The organism is Burkholderia sp. AU39826, assembly GCF_020419965.1.
Taxonomy (GTDB): domain Bacteria; phylum Pseudomonadota; class Gammaproteobacteria; order Burkholderiales; family Burkholderiaceae; genus Burkholderia; species Burkholderia semiarida.
The window spans coordinates 69,273-90,605 of sequence record NZ_JAIZQG010000005.1 but is presented as its reverse complement, the minus strand read 5'-3'; the positions used below and the strand labels follow the sequence as shown (position 1 = coordinate 90,605).

At 62.4% G+C, this 21,333-nt stretch carries 21 protein-coding genes; 7 read left to right on the top strand and 14 right to left on the bottom strand.

The window, feature by feature from the left end:
- Nucleotides 1–12 precede the first annotated feature (12 nt).
- Nucleotides 13–717 carry an SDR family oxidoreductase gene (locus LGM42_RS13040; protein ID WP_226232381.1) on the bottom strand — a complete coding sequence of 235 codons (705 nt, stop codon included), beginning with the start codon at nt 715–717 and terminating at the stop codon, nt 13–15.
- A 134-nt stretch (nt 718–851) separates the two neighbouring features.
- On the opposite strand from LGM42_RS13040, the gene gcvA reads away from it, so the two are divergent.
- Nucleotides 852–1,742, top strand: a complete 891-nt coding sequence (gene gcvA, locus LGM42_RS13035; protein WP_059579899.1) for a transcriptional regulator GcvA — start codon at nt 852–854, stop codon at nt 1,740–1,742.
- Nucleotides 1,743–1,767: 25 nt separating this feature from the next.
- Here gcvA and LGM42_RS13030 read toward each other — a convergent pair whose 3' ends face one another.
- The 3 genes from LGM42_RS13030 to LGM42_RS13020 all read right to left on the bottom strand — a co-directional run bounded on the left by LGM42_RS13030 (nt 1,768) and on the right by LGM42_RS13020 (nt 3,853).
- Entirely contained in the window at nt 1,768–2,355 is a 588-nt protein-coding gene (locus LGM42_RS13030) for a pyridoxamine 5'-phosphate oxidase family protein (RefSeq protein WP_124862899.1), read from the bottom strand.
- Between the two features lie 94 nt (nt 2,356–2,449).
- Nucleotides 2,450–2,641: a hypothetical protein gene (locus LGM42_RS13025; protein WP_226232380.1), complete on the bottom strand. Its 192-nt coding sequence runs from the start codon at nt 2,639–2,641 to the stop codon at nt 2,450–2,452.
- A 12-nt stretch (nt 2,642–2,653) separates the two neighbouring features.
- Nucleotides 2,654–3,853 carry a PLP-dependent aminotransferase family protein gene (locus LGM42_RS13020; protein ID WP_226232379.1) on the bottom strand — a complete coding sequence of 400 codons (1,200 nt, stop codon included), beginning with the start codon at nt 3,851–3,853 and terminating at the stop codon, nt 2,654–2,656.
- A 466-nt stretch (nt 3,854–4,319) separates the two neighbouring features.
- Here LGM42_RS13020 and LGM42_RS13015 point away from each other — a divergent pair, with 466 nt between their 5' ends.
- A complete protein-coding gene (locus LGM42_RS13015; protein ID WP_226232378.1) occupies nt 4,320–5,477 on the top strand; it encodes an AAA family ATPase in 1,158 nt (385 codons plus the stop codon).
- Nucleotides 5,474–6,088: a hypothetical protein gene (locus tag LGM42_RS13010; protein ID WP_226232377.1), complete on the top strand. Its 615-nt coding sequence runs from the start codon at nt 5,474–5,476 to the stop codon at nt 6,086–6,088. Before LGM42_RS13015 ends, LGM42_RS13010 begins: the two co-directional genes overlap by 4 nt.
- Nucleotides 6,089–6,416: 328 nt before the next feature.
- Here LGM42_RS13010 and LGM42_RS13005 read toward each other — a convergent pair whose 3' ends face one another.
- Nucleotides 6,417–8,717 (bottom strand): NADP-dependent malic enzyme, encoded by a 2,301-nt coding sequence (locus LGM42_RS13005; RefSeq protein WP_060315955.1) that lies wholly within the window; start codon nt 8,715–8,717, stop codon nt 6,417–6,419.
- Between the two features lie 134 nt (nt 8,718–8,851).
- On the opposite strand from LGM42_RS13005, the gene LGM42_RS13000 reads away from it, so the two are divergent.
- The gene (locus LGM42_RS13000) at nt 8,852–9,823 is read left to right on the top strand and encodes a LysR substrate-binding domain-containing protein (RefSeq protein WP_226232376.1); all 972 of its coding nucleotides are present in this window, start codon (nt 8,852–8,854) and stop codon (nt 9,821–9,823) included.
- A gap of 5 nt (nt 9,824–9,828) precedes the next feature.
- Here LGM42_RS13000 and LGM42_RS12995 read toward each other — a convergent pair whose 3' ends face one another.
- From LGM42_RS12995 to LGM42_RS12985, 3 genes are all read right to left on the bottom strand, one after another.
- Nucleotides 9,829–10,506 (bottom strand): hypothetical protein, encoded by a 678-nt coding sequence (locus tag LGM42_RS12995; RefSeq protein WP_226232375.1) that lies wholly within the window; start codon nt 10,504–10,506, stop codon nt 9,829–9,831.
- Nucleotides 10,506–10,880, bottom strand: coding sequence for a VOC family protein (locus LGM42_RS12990; protein WP_060315966.1), 375 nt, complete (start codon nt 10,878–10,880; stop codon nt 10,506–10,508). Before LGM42_RS12990 ends, LGM42_RS12995 begins: the two co-directional genes overlap by 1 nt.
- A gap of 350 nt (nt 10,881–11,230) precedes the next feature.
- A complete protein-coding gene (locus tag LGM42_RS12985) occupies nt 11,231–11,761 on the bottom strand; it encodes a hypothetical protein (RefSeq protein WP_124862890.1) in 531 nt (176 codons plus the stop codon).
- 395 nt (nt 11,762–12,156) lie between these two features.
- Here LGM42_RS12985 and LGM42_RS12980 point away from each other — a divergent pair, with 395 nt between their 5' ends.
- Nucleotides 12,157–12,438, top strand: coding sequence for a GNAT family N-acetyltransferase (locus tag LGM42_RS12980; RefSeq protein ID WP_226232374.1), 282 nt, complete (start codon nt 12,157–12,159; stop codon nt 12,436–12,438).
- 209 nt (nt 12,439–12,647) lie between these two features.
- On the opposite strand, the gene LGM42_RS12975 is transcribed toward LGM42_RS12980, so the two are convergent.
- Nucleotides 12,648–13,340 carry a glutathione S-transferase gene (locus tag LGM42_RS12975; protein WP_226232373.1) on the bottom strand — a complete coding sequence of 231 codons (693 nt, stop codon included), beginning with the start codon at nt 13,338–13,340 and terminating at the stop codon, nt 12,648–12,650.
- A 147-nt stretch (nt 13,341–13,487) separates the two neighbouring features.
- Here LGM42_RS12975 and LGM42_RS12970 point away from each other — a divergent pair, with 147 nt between their 5' ends.
- On the top strand, nt 13,488–14,063 hold the full coding sequence (locus tag LGM42_RS12970) for a TetR/AcrR family transcriptional regulator (protein WP_226232372.1): 576 nt from the start codon (nt 13,488–13,490) through the stop codon (nt 14,061–14,063).
- A gap of 724 nt (nt 14,064–14,787) precedes the next feature.
- Here the strand turns inward: LGM42_RS12970 and LGM42_RS12965 are convergent.
- The 3 genes from LGM42_RS12965 to LGM42_RS12955 form a co-directional block, all read right to left on the bottom strand.
- On the bottom strand, nt 14,788–15,252 hold the full coding sequence (locus tag LGM42_RS12965) for a lysozyme inhibitor LprI family protein (RefSeq protein WP_226232371.1): 465 nt from the start codon (nt 15,250–15,252) through the stop codon (nt 14,788–14,790).
- A 64-nt stretch (nt 15,253–15,316) separates the two neighbouring features.
- Nucleotides 15,317–15,886: a YdeI/OmpD-associated family protein gene (locus LGM42_RS12960; RefSeq protein ID WP_226232370.1), complete on the bottom strand. Its 570-nt coding sequence runs from the start codon at nt 15,884–15,886 to the stop codon at nt 15,317–15,319.
- A 95-nt stretch (nt 15,887–15,981) separates the two neighbouring features.
- Nucleotides 15,982–17,109, bottom strand: coding sequence for an aminotransferase class V-fold PLP-dependent enzyme (locus LGM42_RS12955; protein ID WP_226232369.1), 1,128 nt, complete (start codon nt 17,107–17,109; stop codon nt 15,982–15,984).
- Between the two features lie 276 nt (nt 17,110–17,385).
- Between LGM42_RS12955 and LGM42_RS12950 the strand changes: the two genes are divergently transcribed.
- Nucleotides 17,386–18,567: a serine hydrolase domain-containing protein gene (locus tag LGM42_RS12950; protein ID WP_226232368.1), complete on the top strand. Its 1,182-nt coding sequence runs from the start codon at nt 17,386–17,388 to the stop codon at nt 18,565–18,567.
- 94 nt (nt 18,568–18,661) lie between these two features.
- Here the strand turns inward: LGM42_RS12950 and LGM42_RS12945 are convergent, their stop codons facing one another.
- Both LGM42_RS12945 and LGM42_RS12940 read right to left on the bottom strand, forming a co-directional pair.
- On the bottom strand, nt 18,662–19,834 hold the full coding sequence (locus tag LGM42_RS12945) for an NAD(P)/FAD-dependent oxidoreductase (protein WP_059579830.1): 1,173 nt from the start codon (nt 19,832–19,834) through the stop codon (nt 18,662–18,664).
- Between the two features lie 150 nt (nt 19,835–19,984).
- The gene (locus tag LGM42_RS12940; protein ID WP_226232367.1) at nt 19,985–21,136 is read right to left on the bottom strand and encodes a branched-chain amino acid ABC transporter substrate-binding protein; all 1,152 of its coding nucleotides are present in this window, start codon (nt 21,134–21,136) and stop codon (nt 19,985–19,987) included.
- Between the last annotated feature and the right edge of the window lie 197 nt (nt 21,137–21,333).

The window sequence follows — 21,333 nt, the reverse complement described above, 5'->3', positions numbered from 1 at the left end:
CCGGTGCGGCGCTCAGAGCGCCTTGACGATCGCGCCGTCGACGCGAATGTTCTGCCCCGTGATGTAGCCCGCGCCGTCCGACAGCAGGAACGCGACCGTCTTCGCGATCTCGCCGGTCTTGCCGAAGCGGCCGGCCGGAATGCGCGCGACGATCTCCGGCGTTTCCGGCCAGCTGTCGATGAAGCCCGGCAGCACCGCATTCATCCGGATGTTCTCGGCCGCATAGCGTTCCGCGTACAGGCGCGTCCATGCGCTGAGCGCCGCGCGCAGCGCCGACGACACCGGCATCGGCTGCTCGGGCGCATCCGCCGCGAAGCTCGAGATGTTCACCACCGCGCCGCCGCCCTGCTTCTGGAAGATCGGCGTCACGCGGCGCATCACGCGCACCACGTTCAGCAGGATCAGGTCGAGCCCCGCGTGCCAGTTGTCGTCGGTGATCGCCAGCAGTTCGCCCTTCGGCGGATGGCCGGTATTGTTCACGACCGCGTCGATCCGCCCGTAGCGGGCGACCGTTTCCTGCACGAGCGTGTCGATATCGGCTTCGTCCGTCACCGAGCCCTTGATGCCGAACCCGCCGAGTTCCTCGCCGAGCGCCACCGCGCTGCCCGACGGCGACATCAGCGCGACGCGAAAGCCCGTCGCCGCCAGTTCGCGCGCGATCGCCGCGCCCATGCCCTTGCCCGCCGCCGTGATCAACGCCACTTTTTCTACAGTCACGATGTGCTCCTTGCTCCGATTCCGCCGCCGCGCAGCCGCCATTCGGCGCGCCATGGTGGTAATGTAGGCGCATCGATTCCGGCTGTCGAACCAGTATTTCTGCCGCCAGCCGATAGCTTTTCTACAGTCTGACGATGCCGCCACGCCCTTCCCGCCTGCCGCCGCTGAATGCGCTTCGCGCGTTCGAAGTCTCGGCGCGACACCTCAATTTCCGCGCCGCCGCCGACGAGATCGGCGTCACGCAGGGCGCCGTCGCGCAGCAGGTGCGCCACCTCGAGGACGTGCTCGGCCTGAAGCTGTTCGAGCGCCTGCCGCGCGGTCTCGCGCTCACGCACGATGGCGCCGCTTATTTTTCCGACGTGCAGCGCGCGCTGCATGCGATCGCCGACGCCACCGACAAGCTCGTGAAACGGCGCGCCGCGCTGACGATCAGCACGACGCCGTCGTTCGCGTCGAAGTGGCTGATCCCGCGGCTCGCGCAGTTCACCGACGCGCATCCCGACTACGACGTGCGCGTGATCGCCGACCCGCAGATCGCGACGTTCCGCCACGACGGCGTCGATCTCGCGATCCGCTACGGCAAGCCGCCGTTCGGCAAGCATCTCGTCACCCATGCGCTGTTCCCGCTCGACGTGTGCGCGGTGTGCAGCCCTTCGCTGCTGACCGCGCCGGCTTCGCCGCGCGCGCTTGCCGGCCAGGTGCTGCTGCACGACGCGCACGACCTGTGGCCCGAGTTCCTCGCGGCGATGCCCGAACCGGTCGACGTCGATCCGCACAAGGGGCTGCGCTTCAACCAGACGTCGCTCGCGATCGATGCGGCCGTCGCCGGCCAGGGCATCGCACTCGCGACCGAGCCGCTCGTCGAGCGCGACATCGCCGCCGGACGGCTGTGCAAGCCGTTCGACTTCGCGTTTCCGCTGTCGATGGGGTTCTATCTCGTGTATCCGGCCGAGCGCCGCGACGACGGTGCGATCGCGGTGATGCGCGAGTGGATGATTCAAGCCGCGTCGGACGGGCGGCCTTGAGCGGCTCGAGCGCGTTCGGCCCGCTTCAGGGCGCGATCCAGCGGGCTTCGTAGCGGTTTTCGTTCAGGTCGAATACCGCTCGGCGATGGCCGGCGCGCGCGAGTTCGAGCCAGTCGATGCGTGTGACCGTCATGTGGATCAGGCAGAAGTTTTCGTAGCCGTCGCCGGTTGGTGCGGTGCTGTCGACATGTGCGGCTTCCGGAGACGCGACCGGCGTGCCGGGCGGCAACGGTGCTCGATACAGCAGCAGCGTATGCGGGCGGCTCGATGCCCAGAGCGCGCGCCGTTGCGTTTCGTCATCGCAGACCGATGCAATTCCTTCCGCGCGAATCTGCACGAGCGCGTCGAGATCATTGGCGACGATCGAGATACGCGGATCGCGACGCAACTCCGCGACCTTCTCCGAGCGCGCATCAGTATGAAACGACAGCACGCGCTCGACGCGGTTCACCTGACGCAACACGATCGTCCGGACCTTCGGCGCGCCATCGAGACCAAGCGTCGCCGCCTGCAACATCGTGAACGGCGAGCGCTGAACGCTGACGCCGGATTCGAGGCAGGACCAGATGCGGTCGTACGTTTGCGCGAGCGATTCGGAGGTCGAGTCGGACATGGGGCGGCGGCGATCGTCGGTGTTTCGATCGCGCAAGCTTAACCGTTCGTTTCGCCGACGGCTCGCATCCAGTGCGCCGCCGCGCCTGTGCCAGTCAGTTGTAGCCGAGCACCGCCGGCGCCGCATCGCCGGCATCGGTCGCCGGCTCCGCGCCGAAGCGGCCGAGCACGTCGGCCACATACTGCGGCCCGGCGCTGATCTGCGACGAGCGATGCTTCGCCGGCCGCTTGTCGCCGCCGCTCGCCGCTGCGCGCGTCGATGCCGTTTCGTTGACGGTGATGGTCATGCCGATGTCTCCTTACGCGGCCCGCGCCGCACCATACGCACGCACGAGGCGCGCGACGCCTTCCCGGATCGCGTCGACGTCCGGCGCGGCGAACGACAGGCGCAGCGACGCCGCGTCGACGTTGTCCGCGAAGAACGCCTTGCCGGGGACGAACACGATCTTGTGCGCGATCGCCTGTTGCAGCAGCACGTCCGACGACACCGCACCGATTCGCGCCCACACGAACATCCCGCCTTCGGGACGATGGAACTCGATCGCATCGCCGAACCCGTCGCGCAGCGCGTCGCACATCGCGTCGCATTTGATCCGGTACGCGGCCGTGATGCGCGGCAGATGGCGTTCGAGCGCGCCGTCCGCCAAATATTCGGCGGCGGTGGCCTGCGTCCACGGTGCGCTGCACAGATCGACCGTCTGCTTCGCGATCACGCAGCGCCGCGCGATCTCGTCCGGCGCGATCGTCCAGCCCACGCGCAGCCCCGGCGCGACGATCTTCGACAGGCTCGCGAAATGCACGAGCCAGTCGCGTGCGCCGTCCACCTCGCCGGTGAGCGCGAGCATCGACGGCACCGGTTCGCCCGCGAAGCGCAGGTCGCCGTACGGGTCGTCCTCGACGATCAGGAAACGGTATTGCACCGCGAGACGCAGCAGCTTCAGCCGGCGTTCGCGCGTGAGCGTCGCGCCCGTCGGGTTCGCGAAGGTAGGGACCGTGTAGAGCAGCTTCGGCTGCGCGATCGCGCCGGACGCGAGTTGTTCGCCGAGACGATCGACGTCGAGGCCTTCGCCGTCGACGGGGATCGTCACGATGCGCGCCTGTTGCAAACGCATGGCTTGAAGTGTGGCCGGGTACGCCGGTTGTTCGGTCAGCACGACGTCGCCGGGCGACACCATCACGCGCAGCAGCAGGTCGAGGCCTTGCTGCGAACCGGTCGTGACGAGCAGTTCGGCCGGCGTGCATGCGACGCCGCGCCGCGCCATCAGCGCGATCAGTTGCTGCTTCAGTTCGGCGAGGCCGTCGGTCGGGCCGTATTGCAGGCAGCGGACGGGCTGGGCATACGCGCGTTCGGCGGCCGCGTTCAGGCCGGCGGCGTCGAACAGGTCGCTGGCCGGATAACCGCCCGCGAAGGAAATCATGCCGGGTTCGGACAGGTACTTGAACAACTCGCGGATCGGCGAGCCGGCAGGGTTTTGGAATGAGGGCGTGAACGCGTACATGTCGTCGTGAGCTGGAAGGCGCGGGCGGCCGGGATAGCCGTCGAGTGCCGGCCGCCAGGGCGCTTCTGGCGCCGCGGCGGTGAATTCGAGCCACGATTGTCGACAGTCATTAAGGGCTCGGCAAACGATATCTATGCACTAGGTCTTGCGGTTTGGTCATTAAATGGGGAGTAGTACGGAGCGCGGTGGCGACGTGGGCGTCGGGCACGAAGGTCGAGATAGTGGTCGTCATGGCCGATCGATTCGGCGGGAACAGATTGCCGCAAGTGAACGGCAGCTCGGGTGAAAGCGGATTGAGAAGCGAGCATCGGCGGTTGATTCGGGGTGCTTGTAGGAAGAAGAGCTGACATGAATTGCATGGGTTACAGCGCGTCGCGCTATACTTGACCGAGGGGGTTCTCCACCCGATCTAGGTGCAGGGCCGTTTGCCTTTCTATCGCGCCAAAAATTATTGAAAATTTCGCATATGCTGATTACCCGACTGAGACTAAAAAATTGGCGCAATTTCAAGAATCTTGATGTGCCACTCAGAAGTCGCACTTATGTAATCGGTGCGAATGCATCCGGAAAGTCAAATCTTCTCGATGTTTTTCGTTTCCTTCGTGATATCTGCAAACCCGCCGGCGGCGGACTGCAAAAGGCAATCGAGGATAGAGGCGGTTTGACGAAGTTGCGGTGCTTGCAGGCGCGAACAGACAACGAAGTTGAAATCCATGTAGCCATCTCCGAGGACGCCGACTCTGAGCCAATATGGGAATATACGCTCGCATTTAAACCCGAGGGGAAGGGATTGCATCGAGTTCTCGTTACGCGAGAAATCGTAAAGCGCGCCGGGAAAACCGTGCCTGTTCTTGCTCGCCCGGATGCGAAGGATAAAGAAGATACTTTGCGACGAACCCAGACGGCTATCGAGCAAATAAATTCAAATTCCAATTTTCGAGAGGTTGCTGATTTTTTTCGCGAAACCACGTACCTCCATTTGGTTCCGCAATTATTGAAACATAGCGAGATTGGCGCACGTATAGTAGAGGGAGATCCTTTTGGGCAGGGGTTGTTGCAGCGCATCGCGAAAACTTCTCAGAAAACTCGAGATGCCCGTTTGCGTCGAATACAGCAGTCTCTTGAGAAAGCTGTTCCACAATTTAATCAATTAAAATTTGAACAAGATAAGGTTACCGGTTTGCCGCATCTGATGGCGTCCTACCAGCACTGGCGCACTCACGGAGCATGGCAACGGGAAGATCAATTTTCTGATGGTACGCTACGTCTGCTGGGTCTACTATGGATGCTGCAGGAAAGCAATTCCTTACTGTTGCTGGAAGAGCCAGAGCTTTCTTTGAATGATGCGATCGTGGCTCACACCCCGCTGATGATTGATCGTGTATTAAGAAAGCAAAAAGCATTTGGTCGGCAAGTAATTATCACGACTCATAGCGAAGCGTTGTTACGGAATCCGCTTGATGGTAGGGCAATTCTGCTACTGGAACCGGCGAGCGACGGCACTATCGCGCGAGTAGCAGATGAAACAGAGCTCGAGTTGATGTCGTCAGGGTTATCTCCTGCTGATGTTCTGTTGCCCAAGACACATCCACAGGGTATTGATCAGCTTGGATTGTTCGCATGACAGTTGCCGTTTTCGTTGTAGGCGAGGATGAATTGTGCTGCGCTATCGCATGTGCTTTAATTGCATATAGCGGTGTAGCCGCGACTATTCAGCAAAGAATCGTCACTGGAGGGGCAGATCCTTTCAAAAAAAGGATTCCTGCGATGAACAATGTTGCAAATAATGTGATGCCGGTGTTGATGGTCGCCGACGCAGATCAAGCGCCATGTGTAGTGACTCAGCGCAACGCTTGGCTACCACCAAATGCAAGTCAAAGACTCTCAATGCGTTTGGCAGTAAAGGAAGCAGAGGCGTGGGTCCTTGCTGATCATATTGGATTTTCGAAATTCGCAATCGTCAGCAAAGATCTATTTCCCGCGAAGCCAGAAGAGGTGCTTGATCCCAAGCAAGCATTGCTAGCTATCGTGAAAAAGAGTAAGCGGCGAGAGTTGCGAGACGAAATGCTCCCAGGGAAAGGGGCGACATCTCCGGTTGGCCTGGGTTACAACATCCATATGACAGAATTCGTAGCGGAGCATTGGGATATCGCCCGAGCGGTCGATCGGGCGCCAAGTTTGGCTCGGGCAATTCCAAGAGTTATTGCGATGCTGAAGCGCGCCGTGGAAAAATGAATCGCAAATGCAAACCAACACACTTAAAAAACAAGATTTCCAATGCCGATTCCTTTTCTGCTTTTTATTGTGCCGCACCAACTAATTTCAATTTGAATTGATATTTTCGAGTTTTTGTTAGGCTCATGCACCAGCCCCCTGGGCGACGTTGTCGATATTTTGCAAATTCACTATATTACTTTCCGCCTATTTCATCTACCCGCAAAATATGTAATCGTTTAGCCATCTCCTCATGCATTCAACTGCGGTGTTATTTTAGTTGTTTTACACTGGAGTATCAGCAACAGAGGGGCGGGCGGCCATCGCCGCCCCCCCACCCATCAATCAATCACCCACCCACACCCCGATTCGCCTCGATCACGGTCAACGCTGCCATATTCACGATCCGCCGCACGGTGGCGCTGGAAGTAAGGATATTCACGGGAGCATTGACGCCCAACAGGAACGGTCCCACCGCCACATTGCTCCCCGCCTCGGTCTTGAGCAGGTTGTACGCGATGTTGCCGGCATCCACATTCGGACAGACCAGCAAATTCGCCGCCCCCTTCAACGGCGACATCGGCAGCAGCTTCGCCCGCAGCCCTTCATCGAGCGCGCAGTCGCCATGCATCTCGCCATCGGCCTCGATATCCGGCGCCTGCTCCCGCATGATCTCCAGCGCCCGGCGCATCTTCACGCCCGAAGCCGCACTCCCCGACCCGAAATTCGACCGCGACAGCAGCGCGACCTTCGGCGTCAGGTTCAACCATTCCATCTGCCGCGCCGCCGCGATCGTGAATTCGGCGATCTGCTCCGCATCCGGGTTGTCGTTCACGTGCGTATCCACCAGCGCCACCGTCCGCTGATCGAGCAACAGGATGTTCATCGCCGCGTAGGTCGACGCACCCGGCTTCTTGCCGATCACTTCGTCCACGAACCGCAGGTGATTGTGATACTCGCCCACCGTCCCGCAGATCATCCCGTCCGCGTCGCCGAGCTGCACCATCATCGCGCCGATCAGCGTCAGGCGGCGGCGCATTTCCACGCGCGCCATTTCCTTCGAAATACCGTCGCGGCACCGCAGTTCCCAATACTTCGTCCAGTACTGCGGGAAACGTTCGTCGTATTCCGGATTGGTCACTTCGACGTCCTGACCGAGCCGCAAACGCAGCCCGAACCGCTCGATGCGCGCGAGCAGCACCTCCGGACGCCCGACCAGAATCGGCCGCGCCAGCTTCTCGTCGACGATCACCTGCACCGCACGCAGCACACGCTCGTCCTCGCCTTCGGTGAACACGATCCGCGCCTTGCCGCCGTCGCGCACGAGCTGGCGTGCGGTCGCGAACAGCGGCTTCATGAACGCACCCGAGTGATAGACGAATTGCTGCAACTGCTCGACGTACGCATCGAGATTCGCGAGCGGACGCGTCGCCACGCCGCCTTCCATCGCCGCCTTCGCCACGGCCGGCGCGATCCGCACGATCAGGCGCGGGTCGAACGGCTTCGGAATCAGGTATTGCGCGCCGAACGACACGTCGTACGCGCCATAGGCCGCCGCGACGACTTCGTTCTGCTCTTCCTCGGCCAGCCCCGCGATCGCGTGTACCGCGGCGATCTCCATCTCGCGCGTGATCGTCGTCGCGCCCACGTCCAGCGCGCCCCGGAAAATGTACGGGAAGCACAGCACGTTGTTGACCTGGTTCGGGTAGTCCGAGCGGCCCGTCGCGATCACGACGTCGTCCCGCGTCTCGTGCGCCAGTTCCGGGAAGATTTCCGGCGTCGGGTTGGCCAGCGCGAGAATCAGCGGACGCGCCGCCATCTGCTTGAGCATCTCCGCGGTGAGGATGCCGCCGACCGACAGCCCGAGGAACACATCCGCGCCACCGATCACGTCGGCGAGCTTGCGCGCATCGGTTTCCTGCGCGAAGCGCGACTTGGCCGGGTCCATCAGCGTGGTACGGCCGCGATAGACGACGCCTTCGATGTCGGTCACCCACACGTTTTCCACCGGCAGCCCGAGGTCGACCAGCAGGTCCAGGCACGCCAGCGCGGCCGCACCGGCGCCCGACGTCACGACCTTCACTTCCTTGATGGATTTCCCGACCACCTTCAGCCCGTTGATGAACGCGGCCGACACGGTAATGGCCGTGCCGTGCTGATCGTCGTGGAAGACGGGAATCTTCATGCGCTCGCGCAGCTTCTGCTCGACGGTGAAGCATTCCGGCGCCTTGATGTCCTCGAGGTTGATGCCGCCGAACGTCGGTTCGAGGCCGGCGATGATGTCGACCAGCTTGTCCGGGTCGGTCTCGTTGATCTCGATGTCGAACACGTCGATCCCGGCGAACTTCTTGAACAGTACGGCCTTGCCTTCCATCACCGGCTTCGACGCGAGCGGGCCGATGTTGCCCAGGCCAAGCACGGCGGTGCCGTTCGTGATCACGCCCACCAGGTTGCCGCGGCTCGTGAAGCGGTGCGCCGTCAGCGGATCGGCGGCGATCGACTCGCACACGCTCGCCACGCCGGGCGTATAGGCCAGCGCCAGATCGCGCTGGGTCACCAGCGGCTTGCTCGCGACGACCGAGATTTTCCCGGGGGTCGGAAATTCGTGATAGTCGAAGGCGGCCTGCTGCTGTGTCTCTGTCTGTTTCATGTTTTCGTCCCGGCGTGGGCGCCAGGCCAGTCCCGGCGCGATCCATGAAGGTGATTCTAGGGATCCGCCATAACGTGATGATTCTGTTTTAATATCGGCCCATCACTTTTTCATGATGAATGCATGACCAGTCAATGAATTTTGACGCAAACGACGTGGTCAGGCGGCTCGGCACGCGTCTGAAGATTCGGCATCTGGTGCTGTTGCTGCAGATCCAGCAGCACGGATCGCTGACGCGCGTCGCCGAGCACATGGCAAGCAGCCAGCCGGCCGTGACGAACGCGCTGTCCGAACTGGAGAGCATGTTCGGCACGCCGCTGTTCGAGCGCTCGTCGCGCGGCATGCGGCCCACCGCGCTCGGCGCGGTCGTGCTCGAGCGCGCGAAGGCGATGATCAAGGATCTCGACCACCTCGCCCGCGAGATGGAGGCCGTCGCCGCCGGGCATGCGGCTCATCTGCACATCGGCGTGATTCCGTTCATCTCCGGCCAGATGCTGTCGGCCGCGCTGAAGCGGCTGCAAGCGCGCATGGAGCGGCGCCTGACCGTGACGATTCACGAAGGCACCAGCGACCAGCTGCTGCTGCAGCTCAGGGATCACAGTGTCGACATCGTGATCGGGCGCGCGTCGTCGGCGATCGATCTCGGGCAGGTCTCGTTTGAAGTGCTGTACCAGCAGCAGCCGCGCATGATCGCGAGCCGGCGGCTGGCCGCCAAGCTCGCCCGCACGCCGCTGGACTGGCACAAGCTGCACGCGCTCGACTGGATTCTCGGCGCGCCGCATACGCCGATGCGCGAACAGGTGACCGACCTGTTCCTGTCGGCCGGCATCGCACCGCCCGTGCCGATCGTCGAAAGCTACTCGTCGAAGCTGATCGGCGAAATGATCGCGTCGAGCGACGAGGCCGTGTCGATCGTGCCGGCCGATATCGCGGAAGAACTGGTGCGGATCGCCGGCGTGGCGATCGTGCCTTATTCGCTGGTGTGGACGCTGCCGCCGATTGCGCTGTTCACGCGCTCCGCCGATTCGCAGTCGCCCGCGCGCGATCTGCTCGTCGACGCGCTACGCGAGGTGTGCAAGGAGACGTACGGAGAAGTGCAGCGATAGCGGCGTTACTTGCCGGCGGCAAGGCGCCGCAGGATTTCCGGACGCTCGGCGCTCAGCACGTGGTCCGCGCCCTCGCCCCTGTCGTAGCGTTTGCTCGTACGGTAGGAAAAGCGCTTCGCGTATTGATTGGCGGCGGGATCGAACATCCACGCGTCGACGTCGAAGAAGTGCTGACCGAAATGATCCTCGTCCTTGCCCCACACGTAATCGGCCCGGACGAACAGCGGATACGGCGACACCTCCGGCAAGTTCCACATCGCGCGGTCGGCCATTTCCGTTTCTGTGACGATCGGCATCAGGTTCTCGATCTTGCCGTTCGCGCCGACCCGCAGCACCGCCACGCGCTCCAGCATCCCGCTGCCGCCACCCGAGAACATCCCCGAGAAGAACACCCACGAGCCGCCCGATGCAATCGGCAACCGCTCGGACCGCGGATTCAGGCCGAACTGGTACCACTCCTTCGAAGAATGGGGAAGCGGCGCCGGCGGCATCTCGAAGCACGGCGCACGGTCGGGCAGCACGCAGAGCTTCACGCCTGACAGCGGAAGCCCGTCGGCATCGAGCTTGCCTTCGGTTTGCGTGAAGCGCGGGAATGCCGTTTCGCGGGGCGCTGCTTGAACGCAGGCGATGCCGACGAGCGGCATGCTTGCGATCGCCGCGAGCGTTTTACCGATCCAGCGCATCACCCCTCCGCCCGATGACACACCACCTCGATATTGTGTCCATCCGGAGCGATGACGAACGCCGCGTAGTAGTTCGCGTGATAATGCGGCCGCAGCCCGGGCGCGCCATTGTCTTTCCCGCCGGCCTCCAGCGCCGCGCGATGGAACGCATCGACTTGCTGCCGCGTGTCGGCCGCGAACGCGATGTGGAGAGGCGCCGGCTTCTCGTCGGTCGGGAACAAACACAGTGAAGACTTGCTGGGCAGCCCGATCTCGATCCCGTACGACGGCTCACCTTCCCCGACAATTTCAGCGCCCAGCGGTTCAAGTGCCTTCAGGAAAAACGCCTTGCTGGCGGCGTAGTCGCTGACGCCGAATTTGACGTGGTCAAACATGAGTTCCCTCCGATGGATCGATCAGTCAGCACGGTGGTGTGATGTAGCGATGGCCGCAATGTTGCCACATGCGGCGGTGGTCCGTTACCGGCTAAGAACGACCCGTTGCAGCCGGTCGATCGGTCAAGGTTCCAAGGGCAAGTAGCAAATCGCAACGGTCATTCGGTGCCGTCATTTGAGGACGAGTCATCGACAGAAGCCGCCGCCGGCGTAACCATCGGGGAACGGTGGCTATCGTCAGTCTTGCTGACGTCGAGCCGGCTGACCTGTTGCCCGTCGGCGTTGCCTCGAATCTCAATGGCAACCTGCCGCACTACACGAGCTGCCAGTGACTGGATGCGACGCTGATGTCAGGGCTTGCTGCTCGGTTGGGCTTCGATTTCTTTGATGATCTTGTCAGATAACGTGTTGAGCGCCCGGGCGGCGTCAATGAAAATGTCTTTATGATTAATCCACGCTGCGTGATAGCCGTCCCTCTGCAGCTTCGTTGTAGACGAAAGATCTTCCTTTGTCTTAAACAAAAGGATCGAAAGTTCAGTTACGTCTTTCTGGATGGCACCACTTTCAACAGCGAGCGCGAGTATGGCAGCAACCTCGGGTACCAAGTCGAAGAAATTGCTGTCAAAGCTTTCCGCTTCTCTCCGAACGCCAAGGAATGAGAGCTCGCCGGATTCCTCTTCGAGAAAGTCTGATGTAGCGGAGCGGAGCCGGTAGAGGGTTGGTAGTAGTGATGCCTGTGCAATTCGAGAGCGCGCTATTTTGTCAACAGCTGCCTGCTCCAAAGCGCGTTTACTGATCTTGTGTGGAACCCAAAAAGCAGCTACAGCGACTACTAAAGAAGCGATACTCCCAAACGCTTGAATCGAAGCCGGCCAGTCCAATCTTTCCCCCGATAGTGTTGCGTGTGCGAACTTTGATAAGCGAATGTCAGCGTGAGCGCCGCGGAATCTTACCAGAGCAAGCGTTTGTGGCCGGCACCATTTCCATCCTTGAATCCGCGTGGTATGAGGGCGTTTCCGGCACGCACGGAGACAGGCTCGGTTGTCAAACGGGGCTTGGCAATTGCGCGGCCAAGGGCGGTTGTTCGAGCGGAACCGTCGCTCGCATGTCGACGTAACGGTGATCGCGAACGTCGCCTGTCGGCCGGACGCTGCGTCAATCGTCCGTGCTGCAAACTCGATATATTGCGCGGACTTGCCGATTTCAGCCGCCCCCTTCAGCAGCATTCCACACGGCCTTGGAAGTTCGATGCCATGCTGCTATCGTCGAGCATTCCTTGACGACTTCGGAGTGGCCGAACCATGCCCCTGATCTTGCGTCGCGCGACACGCTGGCATCCTATGCGCCACTCGCGCACGCCGAAGCGGCCGTCCGCGATTGGGTTGCCAACATGCTTGTTCCGTCGGGCAATGTTACCGTTGCCGTGAACGATGGCCACATCATCGGCATGGCCGCACACGCCGTCACCGACGGCGTGACATGGCTCGAGCAACTGTACGTGTGCCCTGAATTCAAACGGCAAGGGATCGGCACTGCCCTGCTGGAATCGGTGAAGTAGCAAACGGACGGCACGCTCCAGCTCCATACGTTCCAAATGAACCACGATGCTGCTGCGTTTTACGAGCAGCACGGGTTCGTTGCCATTGCGTACAGCGACGGAAGCAGAAACGAGGAGGGTTGTCCCGATGTTTTGTACCGCTTGACGCGGTAGCGCGGTCATCCGTTCGCTCGCCTCATCCGCCCGTTATCGACCGGTGCGGGGGCAGCTCAGGCCAGCATCGCAAACACCGGTTGGTTCCTGACGCTCTCACGCGCCAGCATTCTCGCGTACCAGGCTCGAAGCGCTTCGCATTCCTCAGGCACTGGCAGCTTCACGAGCATCGCAAAGATCAAACCACCGATGACGGTGATGTCGGCCATCGAGAACGTCTCGCCCGCGACATACGGTTGCCGTTGCAGAACGGCATCGAAGTAGCGCATGCCCCTCAACGCCTTGTCGCGTTGACGGAATCCCCACTCCGGATTTTGATACGTCTCCACGTCGGGCCCCAGCCCCGGCGTGCCGTGATGGAAATAGACGCTGATCGCGTCGAGCAGTTCCAACTCGGCGCGCTTGCTCATCATGTGGATGATGCCTTTTTCGCGTGGCGTGGTGCCGGTGAGCGTGGGTACGCCGACGAGCGCGTCGAGGTATTCGGTAATGGCCGTGCACTCGGCAATGCACGTTCCATCATCGAGTTCCAGCACCGGCAACGTACCCGAATAATTCTTGCTGGCGATGAACTCGGGCTCCTTATGCTCGCCCTTGTAAAGATCGACCATCACGAACCGGACGCGCGATTGCAGCCCCTTTTCGGCCAGTGCAATGCGCACGCGTGTCGGATAGGGCCCTGTCGGGAAATCGTGGATCTTCATCATGGGCAGTTGGGCTGTGTCGAAGTCGACGTTACTGGAAGTCATTGCAGGGGCGCTCCGTAGTCGGTTGCACTGGATCGGACGACGTGAAAACATGTCGCCGGAGAAAACTACCTAACGTTTGTTAGGTTAACCATATAAGGTAGAATCCGGAGTGTCAACACCCATTTCCCGTGCGCGGAGACTGAAGCAGTGACGAACGAAGCGAGCTCGAACTCGAGAGAAAGAATTCTGGCAGCCGCCACGAGGCTCGCTCAGACGCACGGCTACGGCGGGTTGAACTATCGGGATCTCGCCAGCGAGGTGGGGATCAAGGCCGCGAGCATCTACCACCACTTCGAAAGCAAGGCCGATCTCGGCGCCGCGGTGGCGAGGCGTTACTGGGAGGATTCCGCGGCGGCGCTGGACGACATGCTGGCCCGATCGCGCGATCCGCTGGACTGCCTGCGCCGCTATCCGGATACCTTCCGCAAGGCGCTCGAGACCGGCAACCGCCTGTGTCTTTGCAGCTTCATGGCCGCCGAAACCGACGATCTGCCGGAAGTCGTGATGAAAGAAGTCCTGGCCTTCGCAGACGTGAATGTGGCGTGGCTGAGCAAGGTGCTGTCCGCAGCGGCGGTGGTCAGCGCCCGGGAGAGCAAACAGCGGGCGCGGGCAATCTTCGCCGCCATCGCCGGCGCTCAGCTCATCGCGCGGAGTCGCGCCGATCTCTCCCTCTACGACGCGCTGATCGACAATTATCGTAAAGCGGGCCTTTTGCCGGCGTAGCAGGGTAACGGTGACGCGGCATCGGACGACGTCGACCGTTCGCGAACGCATGATGTTCGATCGTGTGACCCCGGCTGACGTGGAATCCGTCGCCGATGTTTGCTGCTGGGCCGCCGCGATCACCGGCGGACCGAACTGACGGGTTTTTCGTACAGGGACCAGGCAATACCGTCCGTTTGCAATCCGACGCGGACAAAGTCCAGCGACTCGTAGTAAGCGCAGAGCGTCATGTTTTCAGCGCCGCAGTCGAGTCGAAGCAAACGCCGGTTCAAGCGGCTCACCTCATGAACGCACCCGTCGAGCATGAAGCTGCCGAGCCCGTTGAAACCTTTCCGCACGCGGGACCGTGCACGTAGCCCGCAATCGGCGCTTGGGCCCCCAGTGCCTGTCATCGTCAAAGTCGGGCGAGAACGTTCCGACCAGCGTGCCATCCTGTTCGACGACGTACACGGCTTTCTCTGCGACGTGGTTTCGTACCCACCGTTCGGAGAAGCCGTCGCGTTCCTTGCCCCATACGTGGTCGCCATGCGCGACCTTCTTTGCATGTGCATCGTTCCGGATCTGTGTCAGTACCGGGACATCGTCTGCCGTCGCTCTGCGGAGGCTTTTCGACACCATCGCTCGTTTCCCCCGTTATATCCGAGCTACCATCCCGGCGCACCACGTAACAAGCCTGACGCTAGCCGCGCTCCCGGCACTCATTCTGTCTTTATCTAGCGCCGCACTAACCATGGCTCACTTGTTTGAGCCACGCGTTCAATTGACGCGTACGATCACGTGTTCTGTCGATTTCGCAAGTCAGTAGATCAAGATTACGATCCGCGCCTGCCTCGTTTATCAGATACCAAGCGGAACACTCGTCGCCGAGAAAACGGATCCATTGCCGCTGAGCCGCGACAAATTTCACCTTGAGTGCTGGATAGTCGACGTACTCGTCACGTGGCCGAGACAGCGACTTCAATACCTTTTGGTAAGTGCGGTTCAATTCGTCGTCTGCTTGCTGAAATTCATCTTGACTACGTTGCAGCAAGCACTCGGGAGCTACGCTATCCGGTGCGCAGCCCTGCGCTTGCGCAGCGGTGAACCACGACAATGTCAGCGCCATGGCGGCGCCCAGCGCCGCGCGACGAAGGCTGAACGCCGATGCGCGGATATGCATTCTTGCTCCCATTCCCGTTTTCCCATTCATATGGCGATCGGAACAATTCACGCGCCGATCGCGTTCGACAAAATCTCCGTCGGAAACCCACGCTCTACGGATGAAAAGTCTCGCCCCGCTTCAGCATGTCGATGAATTCGGCGATTTTCCGTGCTCGTGTTTCCGGCTTCTTGGCATTCTGTATCCGAAACAGGATCGCATAGCGATTACGGCTGTTCAGTGTTGCGAAAAACTTCCCGGCTTTCGGATTGGCATCCAACGCTGCCTGCAAGTCGTCCGGCACGATCGAGTTGCTGGCCGACGTATAGGCAGCCTCCCAACGGCCGTCCTTCCTCGCCTTCTCGATTTCGCCCATGCCGGCCGGGCGCATCCTGCCTGCGGCGATCAACGCTTCGGCCTTGTCCTTGTTGAGTTTGGACCAAATGCTTTTCGCCGAGCGCGGGGTAAAGCGTTGTAACCAGTATTGCTCGCTCTCGGCCTTCTTTTGACCATCGATCCAGCCATGACAAAAGGCACTCTCCAACGCCTCTTGGTAGGTGACGGTTTGCTGCCCAGTACCTTTTTTCGCGAGACGCAGCCATACTCCGGTCGACGTGCTGCCGTTCTGCCCCAACCAGCTTTCCCATTCGGCTTGACTGGTAAAGGTGAGAGCGCTTTCGGCCATGTCATGATCCTGAATAGTTGCGTTTTCAACGACTCAGAGCCGCCGCTCAATGAATGAGCGGTGGCCACCGAAGCACTCCATCCCGCACAACCGCCTCAAACAATCCGGTTCAACGCATCGGCAAACCGCTTCACCGCGCCATCGACATCATGCAGCTTGTCGAGACCGAACAACCCGAGCCGGAACGTCTTGAAATCCTCCGGTTCGTCGCATTGCAACGGCACGCCTGCCGCGATCTGCAAACCGACATCGGCAAACTTCTTCCCGGTGCGAATCCCGTCATCGTCGGTGTAACTGACCACGACACCCGGCGCCTCGAACCCTTTCGCGGCCACGCTCCGGAACCCCTTCTCCGTCAGCAGTGCACGAATGCGCTCGCCGAGTTCGAGCTGTTCCGCCTTCACCTTGTCGAAACCGTACGCGTCGGTTTCCTTCATCACGTCGCGCAACGTCGTGAGGCTGTCCGTGGGCATCGTCGCGTGATACGCGAACCCGCCGCCCTCGTACGCTTCCATGATCTGCAGCCACTTGCGCAGATCGCACGCGAAGCTGGTGCTGGTGGTCGAATCGATGCGCTCGCGCGCGAGCGGGCTGAACATCACCATCGCGCAACACGGCGACGCACTCCAGCCCTTTTGCGGCGCGCTGATCAGGATATCGACGCCGCTCGCCTGCATGTCGACCCACACAGTGCCCGACGCGATGCAATCGAGCACGAACATGCCGCCGACCGCATGCACGGCATCCGCCACCGCGCGCAGGTACGCATCGGGCAGCATGATTCCGGACGCGGTTTCGACGTGCGGCGCAAACACGAGATCGGGCTTGTTTTCCTTGATCGCGGCGACCACTTCGTCGATCGGGGCCGGCGCGTATGCGGCCTGCCTCCCGGCTTCGACCGGGCGCGCCTTCAGCACCGTCGTTTCCGACGGAATGCTGCCCATGTCGAAAATCTGCGACCAGCGGAAGCTGAACCAGCCGTTGCGGATCACGAGGCACTTCTTGTTCGTCGCGAACTGTCGCGCCACGGCTTCCATGCCGAACGTCCCGCTGCCCGGCACGATCGCGACCGACTTCGCGTTGTAGACTTTTTTCAGCGTGGCGGAAATGTCGCGCATGACGCCCTGAAAGCGCTGCGACATATGGTTGACCGAGCGATCGGTGTACACCACCGAATATTCGAGGAGCCCCTCGCGGTCAACATCGGGAAGTAAACCTGGCATGCTCGCCTCCGGCGAAAGATGAACGATGGAATCAGGACAAGCAGCGTCTTCGATTCGATACTGCTCTGCACCATGCAACTGCGTCATTTCCTCGACGAAAGCAGATTCTAACGAACGCGGCCGGCCGCTTGGCGCCTATTTTGCCTGCCGCCGCGCCCGGTGCTCGTCGACGCCGGCCGGTACCGCGCACATCGCCCTGTTCCGTGTAAGGGTTAACGACGCGTGCGGCCGCAGCCGCCTAACATGTCGATCGGCCCCTTCACGACGGAACTTTCGATGACCTCCTCTCCCGCATCGTCACTGCAGTCGTCAACCGATCCCGCGCTCGCCGAGCGCATCGACGCGGTCCTGTCCCGCCAGCTCGACACGCAGCGCCTCGTCGGCGCGGTGGTGCTCGTCGCCCGCGACGGCGAACTCGTCTATCGCCGCGCGGCCGGATTCGCGGATCGCGAATCGCGCACGCCGATGCGCGAGGACACGCTGTTCCGGCTCGCGTCGGTCACCAAGCCGATCGTTTCGGCAGCGGCGATGGCGCTCGTCGCGCAACGCAAGCTGTCGCTCGACGAAAACATCACGCGCTGGCTGCCCGAATTCCGCCCGGCGCTGCCCGACGGCCGCGTGCCGACGATCACGGTGCGCCAGTTGCTCGTGCATACCGCCGGCCTCGACTATCGCTTCAACGAAACCGACGCGAACGGCCCCTATGCGCGTGCGGGCGTCTCCGACGGGCTCGATGGCGCATCGATCACGCTCGCGGAAAACCTGCGCCGGATCGCGAGCGTGCCGCTGCTGTTCGCGCCCGGCACCAACTGGAACTACTCGCTGTCGATCGACGTCGTCGGCGCGCTGATCGAGGTCGTCTGCGACATGCCGCTCGCCGATGCGATCGATGCGCTCGTGTTGCGCCCGCTCGGGGCGCGCGACACGGGCTTCGTCGCACGCGATCCCGCACGGCTCGCCACGCCGTACGTCAACGACACGCCGCAGCCGCACCGGCTCGCCGAGAACGAGACGGTGCCCATCGACGAAGGGTTCGTCGGCGTCACGTACTCGCCGTCGCGCGCGCTCGATGCGCATGCGTTCCCGTCGGGCGGCGCCGGAATGGTCGGCACCGCCGGCGACGTGCTGACGGTGCTCGACACGCTGCGCGCAGGCGGCGGTGCGATTCTGCCGGCCGAGCTGGTCGACGAGATGGGCCGCGTGCAGACCGGCGATCTCGAATTGCCGGACCTGCCGGGCGCGGGGTTCGGGATCGGCTTCTCGGTGCTGCGCGACCCGCAGGCGGCCGCGTCGCCGGAATCCGTCGGCACGTGGCGCTGGGGCGGCGTCTACGGTCATTCGTGGTTCGTCGATCGCGCACGCGGGCTCACCGTCGTGTCGCTGTCGAACACGCTCTACGAAGGGATGAACGGGCAGTACACGCTCGATCTGCGCGACGCCGTCTACGGCGTTGGCTGACGCACGCTGCGAAAAAAGGCCCGACAAAGTCGGGCCAACGGGTTTGAGACACAAGGAGAATCCCGCCCACCCCATACCGGGCGGTTACGCCGCACTACACGACGTTCTTTTCGACGATCGGCCGGTTTTCGAGCACGCGCGCCCAGCCGAGCGACGACAGGTCGAGCGTGTCGTAACGCCCGCCCAGAATGAGTTCGCTGACGCCCCGCCCCGTCGCCGGCCCTTGCTGCAGCCCGTGGCCGCTGTAGCCGTTCGCGAACACGACGTTGTCGAGTTCGGGGTGGTAGCCGATGATCGCGTTGTGATCGAACACGTTGTACTCGTAGTACCCGGACCAGCAATGCTCGACGCGCAGCGCCTCGAATTCCGGCACGCGGTGCGCGAGCGTCGGCCAGATCACGTCGTCGAACAGGTCGTGGTCGACTTCGTCGAGCGGCAGGTCGTCCGGGTCGCGATCCGGGCTCGGCGACGTGCCGCAGATATACGTGCGCCCTTCCGGCCGGAAATACACGCCGGTCGGATCGATCAGCAGCGGGCAATCGGCGAGCTTCGCCGGCGACGATACGTTGAAGATGCTGCGCCGCCGCGCATACACGGGGATGTCGATGCCCATCATCGACGACAGCGTGCGCGTCCAAGCACCGGCCGCGTTGACGAGCGTGTCGCACGCGTAGCGCTCGCCGTCGCCCGTCACGACATGCGTGATCCTGCGGCCGTCGCGCACCACGTCCTTCACGTCGGCCGGCACGTAGCGCGCGCCGAGCGCCTGCGCCTTCTTGCGCAGCGCCTGCACGAGCCCGTAGCCGTCGAACCAGCCTTCGCCGCTCACGCCGTACGCGCCCGACGCGAGATCGTCGACGTTCAGCCACGGGAACTTCGCGCGCAGCGCGTCGCCGTCCATCAGCCGGATATCGGCGCCGAGGCGCGTCTGCAGCGCATGGTTCTCGCGCAGCGTCGCGTCGCCGGCCGGCGTCGCGAGGAACAGGTAGCCGCCCTCGTGCAGGTCGATCGACGGCCGGTGGCCGTCCACTTCGAGCCGCTCGCCGATCGTGCGCAGGAAGTCGATGCCGAACAGCGACATCTCGATCGACAACGGCGTGGAAAACTGCTGGCGAATCGACGCGGCCGACAGCGCCGACGACGATTTGGCATAGGTGGGGTCGCGTTCGATCACGGTCACGGCGACCGTGGGATCGGTGGCGCGCAGGAAATAAGCGATCGAGCTGCCGATCACACCACCGCCGACGATGACGACTTGAGAACTCACGACTGACTCCGGTTGCACGTAAAAGGCTCAGGGCCTGTGGTGATGCGTGCCGCGACTCGCGCGGCATCGCGCGGGCAAACTTCCTCGACGATCGCTTCGGCTATTTCAGCACGTCAGGCATCGCCGCGAAAGTCCGCGCGCATGTTGCGTTCAGTCCGCCGATTTCGTCGTGACGGGCTGCCACGCGGCGTTCTTCACCTCATACAGCGTCGAGCTCGGGTTCTTCAGGTCGCCCGTGTTCGTGAACGCGATCGTGCCGGTGATGCCGTCGTAGCGCGTGCCCTTCAGCGCGCCGTTGAAATCGGCCGGCTTCGTCGAGTTCGCCTTCTGCATCGCGTTGATCGCGATCCACGTCGCGTCGTACGCGAACGGCGCATACGCGAGCATGTCGACGCCGTACTTCTGCTTGAATTTCGTTTCGAACAGCTTGCCCTTCGCGAGACGCGACAGCGGCTGCCCGTATTCCCACACCGATGCGCCTTCGGCCGCATTGCCGGCAAGCTTGATGAAGTTCGCGTTCATCACGCCGCCGCCCGCGAGAAACTGCGCGCGGATGCCGAGCTGGCGCATGCGCTTCACGAGCATCGCGGCCTGCGCGTCGAGGCCGCCGAAGAACACGAGATCGGCATTGGCGCTCTTGATCTTCGTGAGCTGCGCGCTGAAGTCGACGGCCTTGTCGTTCGTGAATTCGCGCGCGACGATCGTGCCGCCGTTCGCCTTCACGGCCTTCTCGAATTCGTCGGCTTCGCCCTGGCCGAACGCGGTGCGATCGTCGATGATCGCGATGCGCTTCGCCTTCGTCACGCTCGCGGCGTACGCACCGGCGTTGCCGGCGTTCTGCGTGTCGGTCGCGATCACGCGGTACACGGTGTCGAGCCCCGCGCGCGTGATGTCGGGATTGGTCGCCGACGGCGTGATCATCGGAATGCCGGCCTTCGCATAGATCTTCGACGCGGGCAGCGTCGTGCCCGAATTGAAGTGGCCGATCACGACGGCCACCTGCGCATCGGCGAGCTGCTGCGCGGCCTGCACGCCGGTGCGCGGATCGCTCTGGTCGTCCTGCGACGCGACGACGAACTTCACCGGCTTGCCGCCGACGGTCGTCCGCGCCGCATTCGCTTCGTCGACGGCCATGCGCACGCCGTTCTCGATGTCCTTGCCGTATGCCGCGCCGCCGCCCGTCAGCGGGCCGGCCACGCCGACCTTGACGATCGTCTCCTGCGCATGGGCCGCGCCCGTCTGGAATGCGAAAAGCGCGGCGGTCAGCGCGACGCCGGAAAGCGAACGAATGCGGAACGTCATGGCAATCCTTCTTCTATGGGTCGGGATGCAACGCGAGACTGGCACGCGTCGGCAACCTCCTGCGCGCCGGTGATGCCTTTCCGTGCCGGAGTGCGTGCGACACGCCGATCCGGCCGGACGATCACCGCGGCTCCGTCTCCGAGGAACCTTTCATCGCGAAAGAGGTGAAGGGATTGTGGGTAGCCAATACCCGTCCA